The organism is Aurantiacibacter marinus (assembly GCF_001021555.1).
Classification (GTDB): Bacteria; Pseudomonadota; Alphaproteobacteria; order Sphingomonadales; family Sphingomonadaceae; genus Alteraurantiacibacter; species Alteraurantiacibacter marinus.
The window spans coordinates 1,014,692-1,030,471 of sequence record NZ_LDCP01000001.1; the positions used below are offsets into that span (position 1 = coordinate 1,014,692).

Annotated in this window: 17 protein-coding genes; 9 read left to right on the forward strand and 8 right to left on the reverse strand. The window is 60.4% G+C overall.

What is annotated here, in order from left to right:
- The first annotated feature begins 61 nt into the window (after positions 1-61).
- Together lipB and AB731_RS04870 are read left to right on the forward strand one after the other, a co-directional pair.
- Complete coding sequence (gene lipB, locus AB731_RS04865; protein WP_047093017.1) at positions 62-751, forward strand: lipoyl(octanoyl) transferase LipB; 690 nt, start codon at positions 62-64, stop codon at positions 749-751.
- A complete protein-coding gene (locus AB731_RS04870) occupies positions 748-1,002 on the forward strand; it encodes a hypothetical protein (protein ID WP_047092195.1) in 255 nt (84 codons plus the stop codon). Before lipB ends, AB731_RS04870 begins: the two co-directional genes overlap by 4 nt.
- A gap of 4 nt (positions 1,003-1,006) precedes the next feature.
- Here the strand turns inward: AB731_RS04870 and AB731_RS04875 are convergent, their stop codons facing one another.
- A complete protein-coding gene (locus tag AB731_RS04875) occupies positions 1,007-1,903 on the reverse strand; it encodes an HpcH/HpaI aldolase/citrate lyase family protein (RefSeq protein ID WP_047092194.1) in 897 nt (298 codons plus the stop codon).
- A 79-nt stretch (positions 1,904-1,982) separates the two neighbouring features.
- Here AB731_RS04875 and AB731_RS04880 point away from each other — a divergent pair, with 79 nt between their 5' ends.
- Positions 1,983-2,876: a DMT family transporter gene (locus AB731_RS04880; protein ID WP_047092193.1), complete on the forward strand. Its 894-nt coding sequence runs from the start codon at positions 1,983-1,985 to the stop codon at positions 2,874-2,876.
- Here the strand turns inward: AB731_RS04880 and AB731_RS04885 are convergent.
- The 5 genes from AB731_RS04885 to AB731_RS04905 form a co-directional block, all read right to left on the reverse strand.
- Complete coding sequence (locus tag AB731_RS04885) at positions 2,851-4,206, reverse strand: DUF2254 domain-containing protein (RefSeq protein WP_047092192.1); 1,356 nt, start codon at positions 4,204-4,206, stop codon at positions 2,851-2,853. The genes AB731_RS04880 and AB731_RS04885 overlap by 26 nt on opposite strands.
- 51 nt (positions 4,207-4,257) lie before the next feature.
- Positions 4,258-5,253: a quinolinate synthase NadA gene (gene nadA, locus AB731_RS04890; protein ID WP_047092191.1), complete on the reverse strand. Its 996-nt coding sequence runs from the start codon at positions 5,251-5,253 to the stop codon at positions 4,258-4,260.
- Between the two features lie 84 nt (positions 5,254-5,337).
- Entirely contained in the window at positions 5,338-6,096 is a 759-nt protein-coding gene (locus AB731_RS04895; protein WP_052768827.1) for a hypothetical protein, read from the reverse strand.
- A gap of 67 nt (positions 6,097-6,163) precedes the next feature.
- Positions 6,164-6,862, reverse strand: a complete 699-nt coding sequence (locus tag AB731_RS04900) for a DUF4230 domain-containing protein (RefSeq protein ID WP_047092190.1) — start codon at positions 6,860-6,862, stop codon at positions 6,164-6,166.
- The gene (locus AB731_RS04905; protein ID WP_047092189.1) at positions 6,847-7,713 is read right to left on the reverse strand and encodes an MBL fold metallo-hydrolase; all 867 of its coding nucleotides are present in this window, start codon (positions 7,711-7,713) and stop codon (positions 6,847-6,849) included. Before AB731_RS04905 ends, AB731_RS04900 begins: the two co-directional genes overlap by 16 nt.
- Positions 7,714-7,747: 34 nt before the next feature.
- Here AB731_RS04905 and glpK point away from each other — a divergent pair, with 34 nt between their 5' ends.
- Positions 7,748-9,223 (forward strand): glycerol kinase GlpK, encoded by a 1,476-nt coding sequence (gene glpK, locus AB731_RS04910; protein WP_047092188.1) that lies wholly within the window; start codon positions 7,748-7,750, stop codon positions 9,221-9,223.
- A 39-nt stretch (positions 9,224-9,262) separates the two neighbouring features.
- Here the strand turns inward: glpK and AB731_RS04915 are convergent, their stop codons facing one another.
- A complete protein-coding gene (locus AB731_RS04915) occupies positions 9,263-9,730 on the reverse strand; it encodes a DUF1465 family protein (protein ID WP_047092187.1) in 468 nt (155 codons plus the stop codon).
- Between the two features lie 117 nt (positions 9,731-9,847).
- Positions 9,848-10,045 carry a YdcH family protein gene (locus AB731_RS04920; protein WP_047092186.1) on the reverse strand — a complete coding sequence of 66 codons (198 nt, stop codon included), beginning with the start codon at positions 10,043-10,045 and terminating at the stop codon, positions 9,848-9,850.
- A gap of 239 nt (positions 10,046-10,284) precedes the next feature.
- Here AB731_RS04920 and AB731_RS13780 point away from each other — a divergent pair, with 239 nt between their 5' ends.
- The 5 genes from AB731_RS13780 to tilS all read left to right on the forward strand — a co-directional run bounded on the left by AB731_RS13780 (position 10,285) and on the right by tilS (position 15,779).
- Positions 10,285-10,440: a YdcH family protein gene (locus tag AB731_RS13780; RefSeq protein ID WP_082126344.1), complete on the forward strand. Its 156-nt coding sequence runs from the start codon at positions 10,285-10,287 to the stop codon at positions 10,438-10,440.
- A gap of 80 nt (positions 10,441-10,520) precedes the next feature.
- On the forward strand, positions 10,521-12,791 hold the full coding sequence (gene ptsP / locus AB731_RS04925; protein ID WP_047092185.1) for a phosphoenolpyruvate--protein phosphotransferase: 2,271 nt from the start codon (positions 10,521-10,523) through the stop codon (positions 12,789-12,791).
- Between the two features lie 106 nt (positions 12,792-12,897).
- On the forward strand, positions 12,898-13,746 hold the full coding sequence (locus AB731_RS04930) for a helix-turn-helix domain-containing protein (protein WP_047092184.1): 849 nt from the start codon (positions 12,898-12,900) through the stop codon (positions 13,744-13,746).
- Positions 13,747-13,864: 118 nt separating this feature from the next.
- Positions 13,865-14,821, forward strand: a complete 957-nt coding sequence (locus tag AB731_RS04935) for a tetratricopeptide repeat protein (protein ID WP_156167367.1) — start codon at positions 13,865-13,867, stop codon at positions 14,819-14,821.
- Entirely contained in the window at positions 14,799-15,779 is a 981-nt protein-coding gene (gene tilS / locus AB731_RS04940; RefSeq protein WP_052768826.1) for a tRNA lysidine(34) synthetase TilS, read from the forward strand. The genes AB731_RS04935 and tilS overlap by 23 nt, the downstream gene beginning before the upstream one ends.
- Position 15,780: the final 1 nt, after the last annotated feature.

Sequence of the window (15,780 nt, forward strand, 5' to 3'; positions counted from 1 at the left end):
ATGCGCAGCCTGATAGTCCGCGCAAGGCCCACCGCGCAACCACTGCAAGCCGATGAGTGATATGAAATCCGCTGATAATCTGACCGACGACCTTCCAGTGGGCATCGAATGGCGCCGGTCCGACGGACTGGTCGATTACCGCGCGGCAATGGCCGAGCAGGAGGCACGCAACACCGCAATTGCTGAAGGCGAAGCAGGGGAGCTTGTCTGGTTGCTCGAACATCCACCTGTCTACACCGCCGGAACCAGCGCCGATGTGGCCGAACTGGTCGATCCCCGTTTCGATGTCGTCACCACCGGACGAGGTGGGCGGTATACCTACCACGGTCCGGGCCAGCGGGTGACTTACGTGCTTCTCGATCTCGCCCGCCGGGAAAAGGATTTGCGCAACTTTGTTCACGCGCTGGAAAACTGGGTTATCGCGACGCTAGGTGATTTTGCTGTCGAAGCATTTGCCGTGCCCGACAGAATCGGCATCTGGACCCGTGATGCGGCAGGCACGGAAGCAAAGATCGGGGCCATCGGCGTGCGCGTGCGGCGCTGGGTCACGATGCACGGATTTGCCGTGAACCTTTCGCCTGATCTGACCCATTTTGGCGGGATCGTGCCGTGCGGAATTGCCGATTACGGCGTCACCAGCATGGCAGCACTCGGGAAAGCAGTTGCGCCGGAGGAATGGGATAGGGCATTGCTGGCGCGCGCGCCGGAATTCCTGCGCGCATTGGACATTAAAGATAGGATGCCTGCATGAAATTCCGTCCAGCCCTTGGCCTTGTTACCGCCGCCGGGTTCGCCTTGATGCTTGCGGCTTGCGGTGATGATCCTGTGCCCATGTCCGAAGATGGCGAGCGGGAAGCTAGTGACGATGTGCTGGAAGGCACAATCAGCGACGAAATGATCGCGCTCGACAAGGTACGCTCACAGGCACCGCTGGCAGAGCCGGAGGCCGAAGCAGATGATGAGGCATCCAGCGAGGCTTCTGAAGTGGACGAGAGCGAATAGCGCTCTAGGTTCCGGGCGCCTCGCCGATACTCGCCAACAGCTTTATCGCCTGAGCCAGATGCGGTTGGTCAATCATGCGGCCATCCAGCTGTAGTGCGCCGACACCTGGATTGGCGGCGAACAATTCTACAATCGCGCGCGCCTCTGCCAGCTCTTTTTCGTCTGGCGTAAATGCAGCATTGATAATCGCTACCTGAGAAGGGTGGATCGCCATCATTCCGGCAAACCCGTCCTGATAGGATTCGCGCGCCACACGCTTAAGCCCTTCCTCATCGCGGAAATCGGCATGTAGCGTATCGATTGCGGCAACGCCCGCGGCATGGGCGGCAAGCAGGGTTTGTGCACGCACCATCCGAAACAGATCGGTCCACCTGCCCTTTTCATCACGTTTGCGACTGGCACCGATGGCGGCTGACAAATCCTCTGCCCCCCATGTCAGACCGGCGATGCGAGAGCTGGCGTTCCTGCGCTTGCCATAAGACGCGATGCCATTGGCGGCATACGCCGTTTCGCTGACCAGCGGCAGCAATTTGGTTTCTCCCGGAATGACGCCGTTACGCGATTCCTGTTCATACAACAGCTTGATGAGGCGGTTCAGCTGCGCCGGTCCCTCCGCCTTGGGCACCATGATGCCGGCCGGTTTGCCGGACAAGATAGCTTCCACATCATCCTGCCACAGCGGCGTGTCGAGCGGGTTGATACGCACCCAGTACTGCGGCACCGGCTGACCGGTTCCGCCCGCCGCTCCGCCGCGTTGCTCTTTCAACCAGTCGCGGGTCATCTGCCGCGCTTCGGCCTTGGCACCGGGCGCAACCGCATCTTCCAGATCAAAAATAACCACGTCAGCACCGCAAGCTGGCGCTTTTGTCATTTTGCGTTCGCTGTCTCCGGGCACGAACATCCAGGACCGTATCGGCAAGTGTACTCTCCAACTGTCTTGTTGTGCTTTCTATAGCCATGGTGGCGGCGCACGCTAGACCGTGCCTGTGGACCACATCGGGCAAGAGATTCGCAGCCGCGCGCTGCCAATGGCGGCGTTGCTGGCGGGCAATGTCGCTCTGGCGTTGGGTCCGTGGCTTGTGCGGCTGGCTGATACAGGCCCGGTCGCTGCCGGATTCTGGCGTGTCGCGCTTGCTCTGCCGTTCCTTGCGCTGATTGCTTTGGCCAATGGTCAGCGGTTCACTGGGCTTGGTCTTCGCGGGACGGGGCTGGTGCTGCTGGCCGGGGTCTTCTTCGGGTTCGATATTGCCAGCTGGCATCTCGGCATCGGGGAAACGCGGCTGGCGAACGCCGTGCTATTTGGCAATTCGGGTAGTGTCATCCTTATGGTCTGGGCCTTCTTCGCATTGCGGCGCCTGCCGTTCGGGCGTGAATGGCCAGCCATTCTTGCGGCGTTGACGGGCTGCGCAATCCTGATGGGCCGGTCGCTGGAGATTTCTCCGGCCAATCTGACAGGCGATCTTTTCTGTCTGCTAGCCGGAGTGCTGTACGCAGGATATTTGCTGCTTGCACAGGATGCACGCAAGGCGCTGGGCGGTTGGGCCCTGCTAACCTTGGCCGGGCTGGCGAGCGCGCCGGTTCTGCTGGGCACGGCGCTGGTGTTGGGAGAGCCGGTGTGGCCAACCGACTGGACGCCGCTGGTGATACTTGCCCTATCCAGCCAGGTCGTCGGGCAAGGCCTGCTGGTCTATGCGCTGCGCCACTTCCCGCCATTGATCATCGGGATAGCTTTGCTGACACAGCCGGCAGTAGCCGCGATTATAGGTTGGTGGCGCTTTGGCGAGGTGCTGCTGCCGCTCGATTTTCTCGGGATTGCACTGGTGGGAAGTGCACTTGTTCTGGCGAAGGTTACGACGCCTCGCGCAACTGCGTAGCAGGCACGCACTGCTGGAATTGCCGGTATCGTTCTTCCACCGCTGCCAGATCCGGCCCGGTCAATTTTTCCCGGGCCTGGGCCATCAGCCCATCGGCTTCCTTGCGCAAGATATCCCTGCGCGCAAGATGCTGGACAGTTCGTGCGGCATTCTCCAGCGATTCAAGCATGACCTGCGCGGCAGTTGTACTAGTCGCGACGGCGCTGCGGATAGTGCCGAAGCCGCGGTCCGAATAATGCGAAAAGTCATCCGATCGCGGGATGACCGGGCATTCTTCTCCGGTCTTGGCTTCTCCGGTCTTGGCGCACACGTCTTTGCGCAAATCGCGGCGTCCGATTTCGGCGGTTGCCGCGCCCAGCCAATGCAGCGCAGTAATGGCGGTAAAGGGATCGTTTATTCCGGGTGACAATGCGCGCAGCCCGATTTCAACCAGCTCGTCTATAAGGAACTGGGGATCCTGTTCGGGCGTGCGTGTCGGACCGAGGGTGAAGCATTCTCGCAGTTTGCTTTCCAGCTCGCTCACGTCGGCATCCTTCACCCGCAAAAGCGGCAGATCGCGGTGGACGAAATCGCCGGTTCGCACGATCAGGGAGATGATGGCTCCTTCCTTGCGGGCAAGCTTTTCAAGTTCTGCGAAATCGATCAGCTGGACATAGCCGGTGTCCCACGCGGGCAATTCCTCACCGCCCTGGCTTTCCGGCGCTTCGCCCAGCTCGTCCTCTACCGGATACGTTTCGCGGATGGCATCGAGCAGGCGGCGGCCGATCCCCTCAAGCACCTTGTTGATACGGATCGAGGACGGAATATGATTGAGGAAATAGACCAGCACACCGACGCAAAGCGCCATCAGCAGATACGCGACCAGCAGCGATAATTGCGGCGTGAACCCGGGTAGTGCTGTTGCCGCTGCCTCAACCCCGGATACCGGCGTTTCGTCTTCGGCGCGCACACTTCTCAAGACGATCAGAGCGTATACAAAGGTGCCGATAAAGGTCGCAAGGCTCAGCTGGTTGCCGCGATCTTCCATGAAATTGGTCAGCAGGCGCGGGCCGTAATTGCCGCTGGCATAGGCAACCGCTGCGATGGTGATGGAAAAGACTGTGGCGGCCACACCGATCATGGACCCGGCCATAACCGTCAGCATGTCTGCCGCGCCTTTGGGGCGGGCCGGTGCAAGCCAATCTACGCTGGAGAGAAAATCGGCTGCGCCCGCGCGATCGAGCGCCACCATAGTCAACGCGAGTATCGCGGCAGCGATGGAGAACAGCGCCGGGTAGAACCAGTAATTCGCGTTCAGGCGCTTCCAGATGAATTTGATCTTGGCGTTCATATCAAGTGCCTAACGCATCTGGCCGCCAATGGTTGCCGGTTCCGCACAGCATCAATCGCCGCTTGGATCGCCCAGATCACCCTTGCCAATCGTCCCGGCCGCCATTTCAAGCATTTTGTCGAGGCTCTTGCGTGCGTCTAGACGCAGTTGTTCTTCAATCTCGATGCGCGGTTCAAGATCGCGCAGGCACAGATACAGCTTTTCCAGATTGTTGAGCGCCATGTAGGGGCAAATATTGCAATTGCAGTTGCCGTCTGCGCCCGGTGCACCAAGGAAAGTCTTGTTCGGCAGTGCCTTTTCCATCTGGTGGATGATGTGCGGTTCTGTTGCCACGATCAACGTGTCGCCGGGGAAGGTCTTGGCGAAATTCAGGATACCGCTGGTCGATCCTACATAATCGGCATGGTCGATGATGTGCGGCGGGCATTCGGGGTGCGCTGCGATGGGTGCTTCGGGATGCTGGGCCTTCAGCTTCAGCAACTCGCGCTCGCTGAAGGCTTCATGCACGATGCACACGCCCGGCCACAGCAGCATTTCCCGGTCAAACTTGCGGTTGAGATAGCCGCCGAGATGGCGATCTGGCCCGAAGATGATTTTCTGGTCCTTGGGGATTTGCGACAGGATGGTCTCTGCGGAAGAACTCGTCACGATCACATCGGACAGCGCCTTCACCTCGGTCGAGCAATTGATATACGTCAGCGCGATGTGATCGGGGTGACGTTCCCGAAAGGCGCGGAACTTGTCTGGCGGACAGCTGTCTTCCAGCGAACAGCCGGCATCCATATCGGGCAGCACTACAATCTTTTCGGGCGAGAGGATCTTGGCGGTTTCCGCCATGAATTTCACGCCGCAAAATGCAATGACATCGGCGTCCGTCTCAGCCGCCTTTTTGGAAAGTTCGAGCGAATCTCCCACGAAATCCGCCAGATCCTGCAATTCGGGCTTCTGGTAATAATGAGCCAAAATCACGGCGTTGCGATCTTTACGCAGACGGTTGATCTCTTCGCGCAGGTCGAGGCCTGCAAGGCTGGCGGGTTGGTCGGTCATGTCTTGGCCTCAATCGTTGGTCTTGGCTGCGCTTATAAGCAGAACGGCCAAGGATGCGAGACCGTTCCGGCGCTTTCTCCCGCTCTAACGCACCAGGCTGTCTGCAAAGGCGTCTACGGGCGGGAACTCGCCGAGCAGGTTGATCATGCCATAGCTTGCGAACAAGGAGGCGAGCACCCACCACAGCGCCGGATGGACTTTACCGCGGATGGCCCGATCCCGCAGCATAATCGGGAGAACGATCAGCAGGTGCAGACCCATGCGCATTCCTTCCACCGCCAGGCGGGGCGGTGGTTCGAATTCCGGGCCCGGAACTTCGCCCGCCGCAAGAACCGTAGCGATCAGCAGGACCCGGCCGAGCACGGGTTCGAAGATGATGATCAACGAACCGAGCATCAGGCGGCGGTGCCAATCTGTGCGTTTTCGCATTCGGATGGCGGAAATGAAGAAGGCCGAGAACAGCGCAAGGTTGACCAGACCCAGCGCCAGAAAATAGCCATTGCCGAACAACACAGGCACACGTCCTGCGCCTATTGTAGCGAATTGCGCATACACGCCTGACACTACCACAAGTACAGCCAGCCCCGCGCCCAGCCAACCCAGCCTGCGGTGCAGCGCGATATTCGCGCCGGCACCCAGCCAGTTCTGCACTGCGAACAGCGCCAGCCATGCGGTCATCACTGCCGCGTGGACATGCGTGGCCCCTGGCATCGCGCGGATATCTGTAAAACCGGCAATGCCGGCGGCGAGGAAAATTGTCCCCGCAAAAAGCGCCAGACCAATACCGAGTTTTCGGTAAAACGCGTTCTCGCGAACAAAAACCTGTGCCGGCGATGATGCCATGGTGAGCCCCCTCACTCGAATCTGTCTTACTGGCTAGACCGCATCACCTGCCGTGCCAAGCCGTGCCTTATTCCTCATCGGCGAAGCGGACGGTGACTTGCACGTCTCCAAAGCCCGCGACCTGCAAGGGAATGGCGAGATTTTGCTGCACCGCCTGGCGTGCGGCGGTGCGGGCCAAGGTCATCACTTCAGGGTTTTCCGCGAAATCGCGCGCTCTCCGCTCCGCCACTTCTGAATTGCTGCGGCTGAGAGACACGGACGTATCACGGCTTACATACAGACCATCGGTAAAATAACGCGCCTGCGCCTCGTTCAGATTGGGCGTCGAAACGGTAAGACCGGGAAGCTGGACAGAAAGCGTCTGCGTCGCGGCATCCCAGGTAAATTCATCGCGGTCCATCGCTGACAGGTCGAGGCGGTATTCCACTGTTGCCGGAACAATCATCGCCTGGCGTGTTTCCAGCGCGTCGATTTCCAAAGGCCCGATGCTTGGGGTGGATGTGCTTTCGGCCACCACATCAAACCGGCTGGAAAAGACCGTTAGCGAATTCTGTTTTTCAAAAGCGAGCAGCGATGTGGCGACGATATCACCCTGATCCTGCGGACCCCATTTCTCCCATGCGAGCCACGCCAGCGCGGCGGCCAGCAGGGCGATGATGATCCACGGCGCAATACCTGCGCGCCGAACCGCCAGATCGCCTTGCGCGGCAGGGCCTGTCTGCACGTCCATCCGGGAGCGTTCATCCTGCTTCAATTGATTGTCCATATATCATCAGAACGGCTGACCTCACCCTTGCGTTCCATGTCGATCAGATGCGCCAGTACGCTCTGCCCTGCGGCCGGCCACAGGCGCTCATCAACGCCTTTGTACATGACCGGGACCAGTGCCTCGATAGCGCGCGCTTCTTCGGCCAGCAGCTTCGTGATCTGCCGCTCGCGCGCCCTTCGGTGGCCCATCATTCCGCGCACCAGCTGGCGCGGTTTTTCGACGGCGGGACCGTGGGCAGGGTAATAGATGCGGTCTTCGCGCGCATACAAAAGCGCAAGGCTGGCCATATAGTCAGCCATGTCGCCATCGGGCGGGACGACAACGCTGGTGGCCCAGCCCATCACATGATCGCCAGTGAACATCGCGCCGCTTTCCTCCAGCGCGAAGCAGAGGTGGTTGGAGGTGTGGCCCGGCGTTGCCACGGCGCGCAAGGTCCAACCGCTGCCGGTCATCGCCTCGCCATCCTCCAGCACGCGGTCTGGCGCATAGGTCTTGTCGAACGGTGCATCGACGCGCGGGGCGCTGCTTTCCAGTACCAGCGGCGCGCAGCCGACGATGGGCGCGCCGGTGACTTCGGCCAGCGGAATGGCGGCGGGCGAGTGATCGCGGTGGGTGTGGGTGCACATGATCGCGGCAACCTTGCGTCCGCCGATTGCTCTGGTCAGCGCCGTCAGGTGTTCATCCTCGGCAGGGCCGGGATCAATGACCGCCAGATCGCTTGTCCCGACAAGATAGGTTTGCGTGCCGGTATAGGTGAAAGGCGAGGCATTCGGAGCGAGCACGCGTGCCACCAGCGGCTCGATCTGATCGAGGTCGCCGGTCGGCCAGGGTTGCGGGGGGATAATCATCTGCGCAATATGGCGGCCAAACAGAGGAATGCCAATGATCGACCAGTCCATCCTTGTCCTTGATGAAGGCACCACCAGCACGCGCGCCATGCTGTTCGGGCAGGACGGGGCAATGCGCGGCGTCGCGCAGGCAGAGCTGGTGCAGCATTACCCGCGCAGTGGCTGGGTGGAACATGACGCGGGCGAGATATGGGACAAGACGCTCGCCTGTGCGCGGGACATGGTGGAGCAGGCGGGCGGAGCGGATCGTATCGCCGCAATCGGTATCACCAATCAGCGCGAAACAGTGGTGGCGTGGGACAAGGCGCGCGGTGAGTCGCTGGCGCGGGCCATCGTGTGGCAGGACAGGCGCACAGCGGAATTCTGTACCACGCTGAAAGAAGCGGGGCATGAAGATGCTCTCCGGAAGAAAACCGGACTGCTGCTCGACCCCTATTTTTCCGGCACAAAGATGCGCTGGCTGCTGGATAACGATGATGGCGTGGCAGAGGCGGCACGAAGTGGCAGGCTGGCCCTTGGCACGGTTGAAAGCTGGCTGGTGTGGAAACTGACCGGAGGCAACACCCACATCACCGACGCCAGCAATGCCAGCCGCACGCTGCTTCTCGCGCTGGACGGGGCGAGTTGGGACGAAGAACTGTGCGGGTTAATGGGCGTGCCGCATTCCGCGCTGCCCGCCGTCGTCGATTGCGCAGGCGAACTTGGCATGACCCATCCGGACCTGTTTGGCGCGGCCATCCCCATCTGCGGCATGGCAGGCGATCAGCAGGCGGCAACAATCGGGCAAGGTTGCCTCTCCCCCGGCGAAACCAAGGCTACATATGGCACAGGCGCATTCGTGCTGGGCAATACCGGAAGCCGGATGCCACATTCGCAGCACCGGATGCTGGGCACGGTGCTGCACCAGCTTGATGGCAAGCGACATTACGCGATTGAAGGCGCGGTGTTCGTGGCCGGAAGCCTGATCAAGTATCTGCGCGACACGCTCGGCCTGATCGAGAGCGCGGAGCAAACGGAAGAGCTTGCGCGATCCGTTCTGGACAATGGCGGCGTGGTAATTGTGCCAGCGCTATCGGGTCTGGGCGCACCGCATTGGCGGCCCGAAGCGCGCGGGATCATCTCCGGACTCGGGTTCGACACCGGGCGCGGGCATATCGCCCGTGCCGCGCTGGAGGCGATGGCGAACCAGACACGCGATCTTGCCACAGCCTTTGCCGCTGACGGCGCGGCGTGGACATCGCTGAAAATTGACGGCGGAATGGCGGCAAACAATTGGATGGCGCAGGATATCGCCGATTTGCTGGACCTGCCCGTCATTCGCCCCGACTTCGTCGAGACCACAGCGCTGGGCGCGGCGATGCTGGCATCCGTCGGCTGCGGCTGGAACGCGTCGCTGGAAGACGCGGCAGCAGCCATGATAGGCATGACCCAGGTGTTCGAACCGGCGATGGAAGACGCTGTTCGCAAAGAGCGGATTGCGCGCTGGGATGCTGCCCTGGCTGAAGTCTGAAATGCGCCCGGTCTTGATTATGCGGTCTGGAACCTTGGCCTAGCCGGTGGAGTAAATTTTACCCAGCCGGTCACGCAGGCGGTGGACCGCGGCGGGCTGCATCGCATAATGATCGCGCCACGCCCGGTCGAGCCGCTCGATCCGGGCATAAAACGCCTTCGTGCGGTCAATCAGGTCTCTCGTGTAGAGGTCGATCAGTGCAAGCTGGTGCGCTTCGGCATTGGGCTGGGCGGGCGGAAGCCGCCCGTGACGGCGCAGCTGAAATTCGCTCAGGTCTCCGGCAAAATATGCGCGGTGGTTTAGCAGCCACGCCATTGCATGCATCATCCGTGTCGTGGTGCGGAGAGCCTCGCATGATAATGCCACGCGGCCTGCGCTATCGCGTTTATCGGCATGGGGTGCAGCTTCGGCCATCTCGAACACCATGCGCGCTTCGTCTGCAAGGATCAGCGCATCCTCGTACAGAGTGTCCACGATCGTGGGCGTTATGGTGGCAGGGGCAGGCATGATGATTTCGGGTAGCGCCGCTTTGCCGGATACTCCAGCCGATCCGTGGTTAATATTCGCGGCAGAAAATGCTGTCCCGCACAGGCACGGTTTTACAACACCGGGTTGCGTAATTTTTCAGGCGATAATGTCGGGAGTCAGATAATCTTCCAGGACGACAATCTGATCGCGCAATTTCAGTTTGCGCTTCTTCAGGCGCGCGACCTGCAATTGATCCGGGCCGCCTGTTTCCAGAAGAGCAGAAATGGCAATATCGAGGTCGCGGTGTTCAGACCTGAGCGCCGCCAGGCGCTTCTTCATTTCCAACTCGGTCACGTTTAATCATTCCTCGCATATACCGGATACCGGGCTTTCACAGTCCGGCGCATCCGGTCTTTAGGGCGTTTCACCGAGATGCTGTTTGGAGATTTAAAACTATTATGGTTTTATGACAATCACGCGGCGCTCGCCGCTCTGGCGAGTCGCCGCTTATCGCGGCCTCGCGGCTTTGTTTCAGCCTCCTGGCCGTCCCCCACAGGCGGATTCCCGCCTTCGATTGGCAAGGAGACGAATAGATGGATTCTTCGCACGTCAGCGCGCTACAGGCAAAACACCAGGGCCTTGAAAGCCGCCTCAAGCAGGAAATGAACAGGCCAGCACCCGACGAAGCGACCATCCAGTCACTCAAGAAACAAAAACTGCGCATCAAGGAAGAGATCGCGCTGCATTGAACTGCTGAATTGCTCCACTATTCGCCTCTGTTGAAATTGGGGCAATTTGCAAAACATCTTACGTGCTATAGGCGGGAGCTATGAAAGCAGCTTCCGCCGCACGTTCCATCCTGACCTCACTGCATGAAGTGATGGCTTCGCGCACCCACGCGCAGGCCAAGCTCAATCAGGTCGTCGAAGTTATCGGCGAAGCGCTCGATAGCGAAGTTTGCACGATTTACCTGCTGCGCGACGGGATGCTGGAACTGTTCGCCACGCGCGGTCTCAATCAGGCGGCAGTGCATGTCACCCGGCTGGGGGTGGGCGAAGGCCTGACTGGCACAATCGCGCAGAATATCGAAACGCTGAACCTTGATGAGGCAGCGACCCATCCTGAATTCCAGTACCGTCCGGAAACCGGCGAGGAAAAGTTTCACTCCTTTGCCGGCGTGCCGATTGTGCGGCGCGAACGCGCGATTGGTGTTCTGACCGTCCAGCATGTCGAGCCGCGCCGCTATGAAGAGGTGGAGGTGGAGGCCCTGCAAACGGTCGCCATGGTTTTGGCTGAACTTATCAACAATGCGAACCTGGTCGATGAAGAGACGGTTGGCGGGCTTTCGGAAGCGCGCACCGGACAGGATCAGATCGAAGGGCTGACGCTGGTAAAGGGCCTCGCCATCGGTGAGGCCGTATTCCATCAGCCGCGGGTGCAGATTGAACACACTGTCGCCGAAGATACAGAGGCTGAACGAGAGCGCGTTTATCTGGCGTTTGACCGGATGCGCGAACAGATCGACAATATGACTGGCCACGCCGAGTTTGGCGTGGGCGGAGAACACGAGCAGGTTCTCGAAACCTACAAGATGTTCGCTTATGACGAAGGCTGGTCACGCCGCATCAACGAGGCGATTGATTCCGGACTGACTGCCGAAGCCGCAATCGAGCGTGTGCAGCAGCGCACCCGGATGCGCATGCGTGAAATTTCCGATCCGCTGTTGCAGGACCGGATGCACGATCTGGAAGATCTCGCCAATCGGCTGATCCGTATCGTGTCCGGCCAATTGGGCACAGCTGCGCAAAAGGGGCTGACGCGCGATTCCATTCTGGTCGCCAAGAACCTCGGCCCGGCAGAATTGCTGGAATATGACAAGCGCCGGTTGAAAGGCGTGGTGCTGGAAGAAGGCTCCCTCACTGCGCATGTGGTGATCGTTGCGCGCGCCATGGGTGTCCCGGTCGTTGGCCGGATCCGCAATTTGCGGGGCCTTGTGCGAGAAGGCGATGAAGTGCTGGTCGATGGTGACACGGGCAGTGTCACGCTGCGCCCCGGTCCAGGCGTTCTGACCGCTTTCGAAGCACGTTTTGCCCGTGCGCGGGAGCAGAAGGCAGCCTATGCGAAACTGCGCGATGTCGAACCTTTTACGCGCGATGGAGAACGCATCGAGGTGATGATGAATGCGGGCCTGCGCGATGATGTCGGCATGCTTGCGATGACCGGCGCTGACGGCATCGGGCTGTACCGCACAGAATTCCAGTTCCTCGTATCCTCCGCCTTGCCCCAGCGTGAGCGGCAGGCGCGGCTTTACCGTGATGTACTGGATGCCGCGAAGGGCAAGCGCGTGATCTTCCGCACGGTTGATATCGGCGGCGACAAGACACTGCCTTATCTGACCAACGAAATTGGCAAGCAGGATGAAAACCCCGCAATGGGCTGGCGCGCGTTGCGGCTGGCGCTGGAACGCGAAGGCTTGATGAAAGTGCAGGCGCGCGCCTTGCTGGAAGGGTGCGCGGGGCGCGAATTGAACGTCATGTTCCCCATGGTTTCCGAACCGTGGGAATTTGATGCTGCCAAAGCCGTCTTCGAACAGCAGCTGGATTTCCTGCGCAAACACAAACATCAATTGCCCAGTGCGATCCGTTATGGCGCGATGCTGGAAGTGCCCTCGCTTGCCGAAATGCTCGATCAATTGCTGCCCAAGCTGTCGTTCATTTCGATCGGCACCAACGATCTTACGCAATTCCTGTTTGCCGCTGACCGGGCGAATCCAATGCTGGCCGAACGGTACGATTGGCTCAGCCCGGCGATCCTGCGGTTCCTGGACCGGGTGGTAAAATCATGTGTCGGATATCCGGTGGACCTTGGTGTCTGCGGCGAAATGGGCGGGCGCAGATTGGAAGCGCTTGCGCTGATCGGTCTGGGTATCCGCCGCCTGTCCATTACCCCTGCAGGCGTAGGGCCAATCAAGGAATTGGTGCGTAAAGTAGACACCAAGGAAATCGGCGAAGCAATGCGCGGCTGGCTCCTGACACCGCCCGAAAACATGCGCGTGGCCTTGCAGGATTGGGCGAAGCAACGCGGCATTGATATGGATTAAGAACGATTGCGCTGCACAATAGCTTGACTTGCGAGGCCAAGGGCAGTTTCTCTGTCAGGAGCTAAGGTTCGCAAACCGAGCCAGCAACCCCCCGGCTGGAGCGCACATGTCCGACAACGAAGAACTGGAATTTGAAACGACTGATACCGTGGCGCCGCAAGGCGTCGGCGCGCAACTGCGTGCCGCCCGCGAAGCGAAGGGGCTGACAATTGATCAAGTGGCCGCTGAAACGCGCATCTCAAACCGGCATATTGCGAGTATCGAGGCGGGCCATTTCAATGATCTTCCAGGCCGGACTTATGCCGTGGGCTTTTCGCGCACTGTGGCCAAGATTGTCGGCCTGAACCAGGCTGATGTGGCGGCCATGGTTCGGGCAGAGCTGGATATGGAAAGGCCGGGTGAGCGAAGTGCTCCGGCGGCCCCCGGCGGCACTTTCGAACCGGGCGATCCAACGCGTGCGCCCGGCGGGAAGCTGGTCTGGTTCTCTCTCTTTGCAGTCGTGATATTGCTGGTCGGGATATTCTTTGCCGCCCGCGTGCTGTTTTCGCCGGCAGCACAGCTTCCGTCTCTAGTCGCGCAGGAAGAAGCCGAGCAGCAGGAGTTGGCCGCCGCCGCGAATGCCGCCGAGCAAGAGGCCGCGCAGCCGGTCGATGCATCTGGCCAGGTGGTCTTTACTGCCGAAGGTGAAGCCTGGGTCCGCTTTTATGATGCGCAGAACCGTGTGCTGACCGAACGGACACTGGCCGAAGGGGAAAGCTATACAATCCCCGCCGATGCCGTGGACCCGAAGATCATAACCGGGCGGCCCGACCTGCTGGCTATCACCATCGGTGGCCGCAGTGTGCCCAAGCTTTCGGAAGAGCTTCAGACCATTCAGGATGTGAATGTTTCGGCCCCAGCACTGCTGGCGCGCGCCGGGTCTGCGCCAGATACTGACGCTCCTGCCGGAAATTGAGCCCGATTTGCGGGGGAATACGCAGTTTTGCCCGCTTCCGCCGGGCTGTTAATCTTCTATCTTGTCCAAAGATGGCACAATGCCTGCTGACTGAAACCAATCCGAAGGATCTGTGGCGATGAAATGGATGTGCGCACCAAGGGCGCTTACCCCGAAACTCCTGAGCAGCGTGGTTGGCGCGGCCTTGATCGTGGTCGCTACGCCTGTCGCGGCCCAGTCGGAAGCGCGCATACAGCGTCTGGAACAGCAGATCAGCGCGCTCCAGCGGGCCGTCTTCCCCGGTGGGGATGAACGTTTTTTCGAACCCGAGATTACACCAGAGGTGCGCCGCACGGGTCAACCGGCTTCGCCGCAGGTAACAACGTCGGCTCTGACAGATGTGCTGGCACGGCTAGAGGCGATGGAAACCCAGCTTGCGCGCCTGACGGCCGCGACGGAAGTAAACGAGAATGCGCTGTCGGCAATAGATCGGCGGCTGAATGCGCTGGAAGGCAGCGGCAGTGCGCCCAGCGGATCTTTCGCCACGCCTGCGCCAACGCCTGTTTCAACACCGGCGCCAACAGGCACGATTCCTGTCCCTGATGAGCGCGCTCAACTGCCCGCACCGCCGCCGCAGCCAACCCAGTCTTCACCTAGTGCAGCGCGCGTTGCTGCCGTGGAAGCTATTGTGAAGCCTGTCACAGGCGATGGTGCTGAAGACGAATATACTTACGGCTTCCGCCTGTGGGATGCAGGCTTCTATCCTGAGGCCCAGCAACAATTGGCCCTGTATCTCGAACAGCATCGCGGGCACCGGCTTAACTCGCGAGCTCGAAATCTGCTTGGCCGCGCCTTCCTTGATGCAGGCGAGCCGCGCGCCGCCGCGACGCATTTCTTCGAAAACTTCCAAGGCGATGCCCAGGGCGACCGCGCCCCCGATAGCCTGCTCTATCTGTCCGAAAGCATGATCGCGCTGGGTGATACCCGCCGTGCCTGTATTGCTCTGGCCGAATTTGGCGACACTTATCCTGCGCTAGCGGTCGGTCGCTTGCAGGGAATGTACGAAGGCCTGAGTGGGCGCGTCGACTGCAATTGATGCCGGACTTGTCGAGCGCTTCAGGCAGGCACTCGACCGGCTGAATCCGCACGGCGGGAAGATTGGTTTGGCCGTGAGCGGCGGGCCGGATTCGATGGCTATGCTGCTGTTGGCGCAAGAAGCGATTCCGGGCGGTTTCGAAGTGGCGACGGTGGACCATGGGTTGCGGCCTGAGGCAAAGGACGAATGCGCGCTGGTTGTGGCAGCTTGCGAGAAACGCGGGGTGCCTTGCGAAGTGCTGAGCGTGGAGGTCGGCGCGGGTAATTTGCAGGCGGCCGCCCGAAACAAACGATATCGGGCGCTGGACGCTTGGGCGCAGGCCCGCTCACTTGCCGTCTACGCTACCGCGCATCATGCAGATGATCAGGCGGAAACGCTCCTCATGCGGTTGAACCGGGGGAGCGGGGTAAGCGGATTGGCAGGCGTTCGCGAGTGGGTGCAATTCATCGCCAACGAAGTGCCGGTCATGCGCCCGTTGCTGACATTCAGAAGAGCGGAACTCCTTGCAATCGTCCAAGCTGCAGGGGTCGAGCATTGCACCGATCCCAGCAATGACGACATCAGTTTCGACCGTGTGCGAATCCGCAAGGCGTTGGAGCATGTCGACTGGATTGACCCGGTCGCCCTTTCACGGTCTGCGAGCCGCCTTGGCGATGCCGATGAGACTCTTGAAGCTTATACAAATGAAGCCATGCGCAAACTTGTGACGCGACATGAGGATCGCGTGGAATGCGTTGCCCCCATGGACCGTGAAATTGGTTTCCGGATCGTGGACCGGATAATCAGACAATTCGGCGGAGCTGCGCGTGGCTCTCAAATCGCAGACCTGCTGGACAGTCTCGAGAACTGCCGCAGTGGAAATGTCGCCGGCGTGCTGGCGACGGTTGAGGGAGAATGGGGTGGGGCCGAACGCCCGGTATGGGTCTTCCGCCCCGAGCCCCCACGTAAAACGGGCTAAG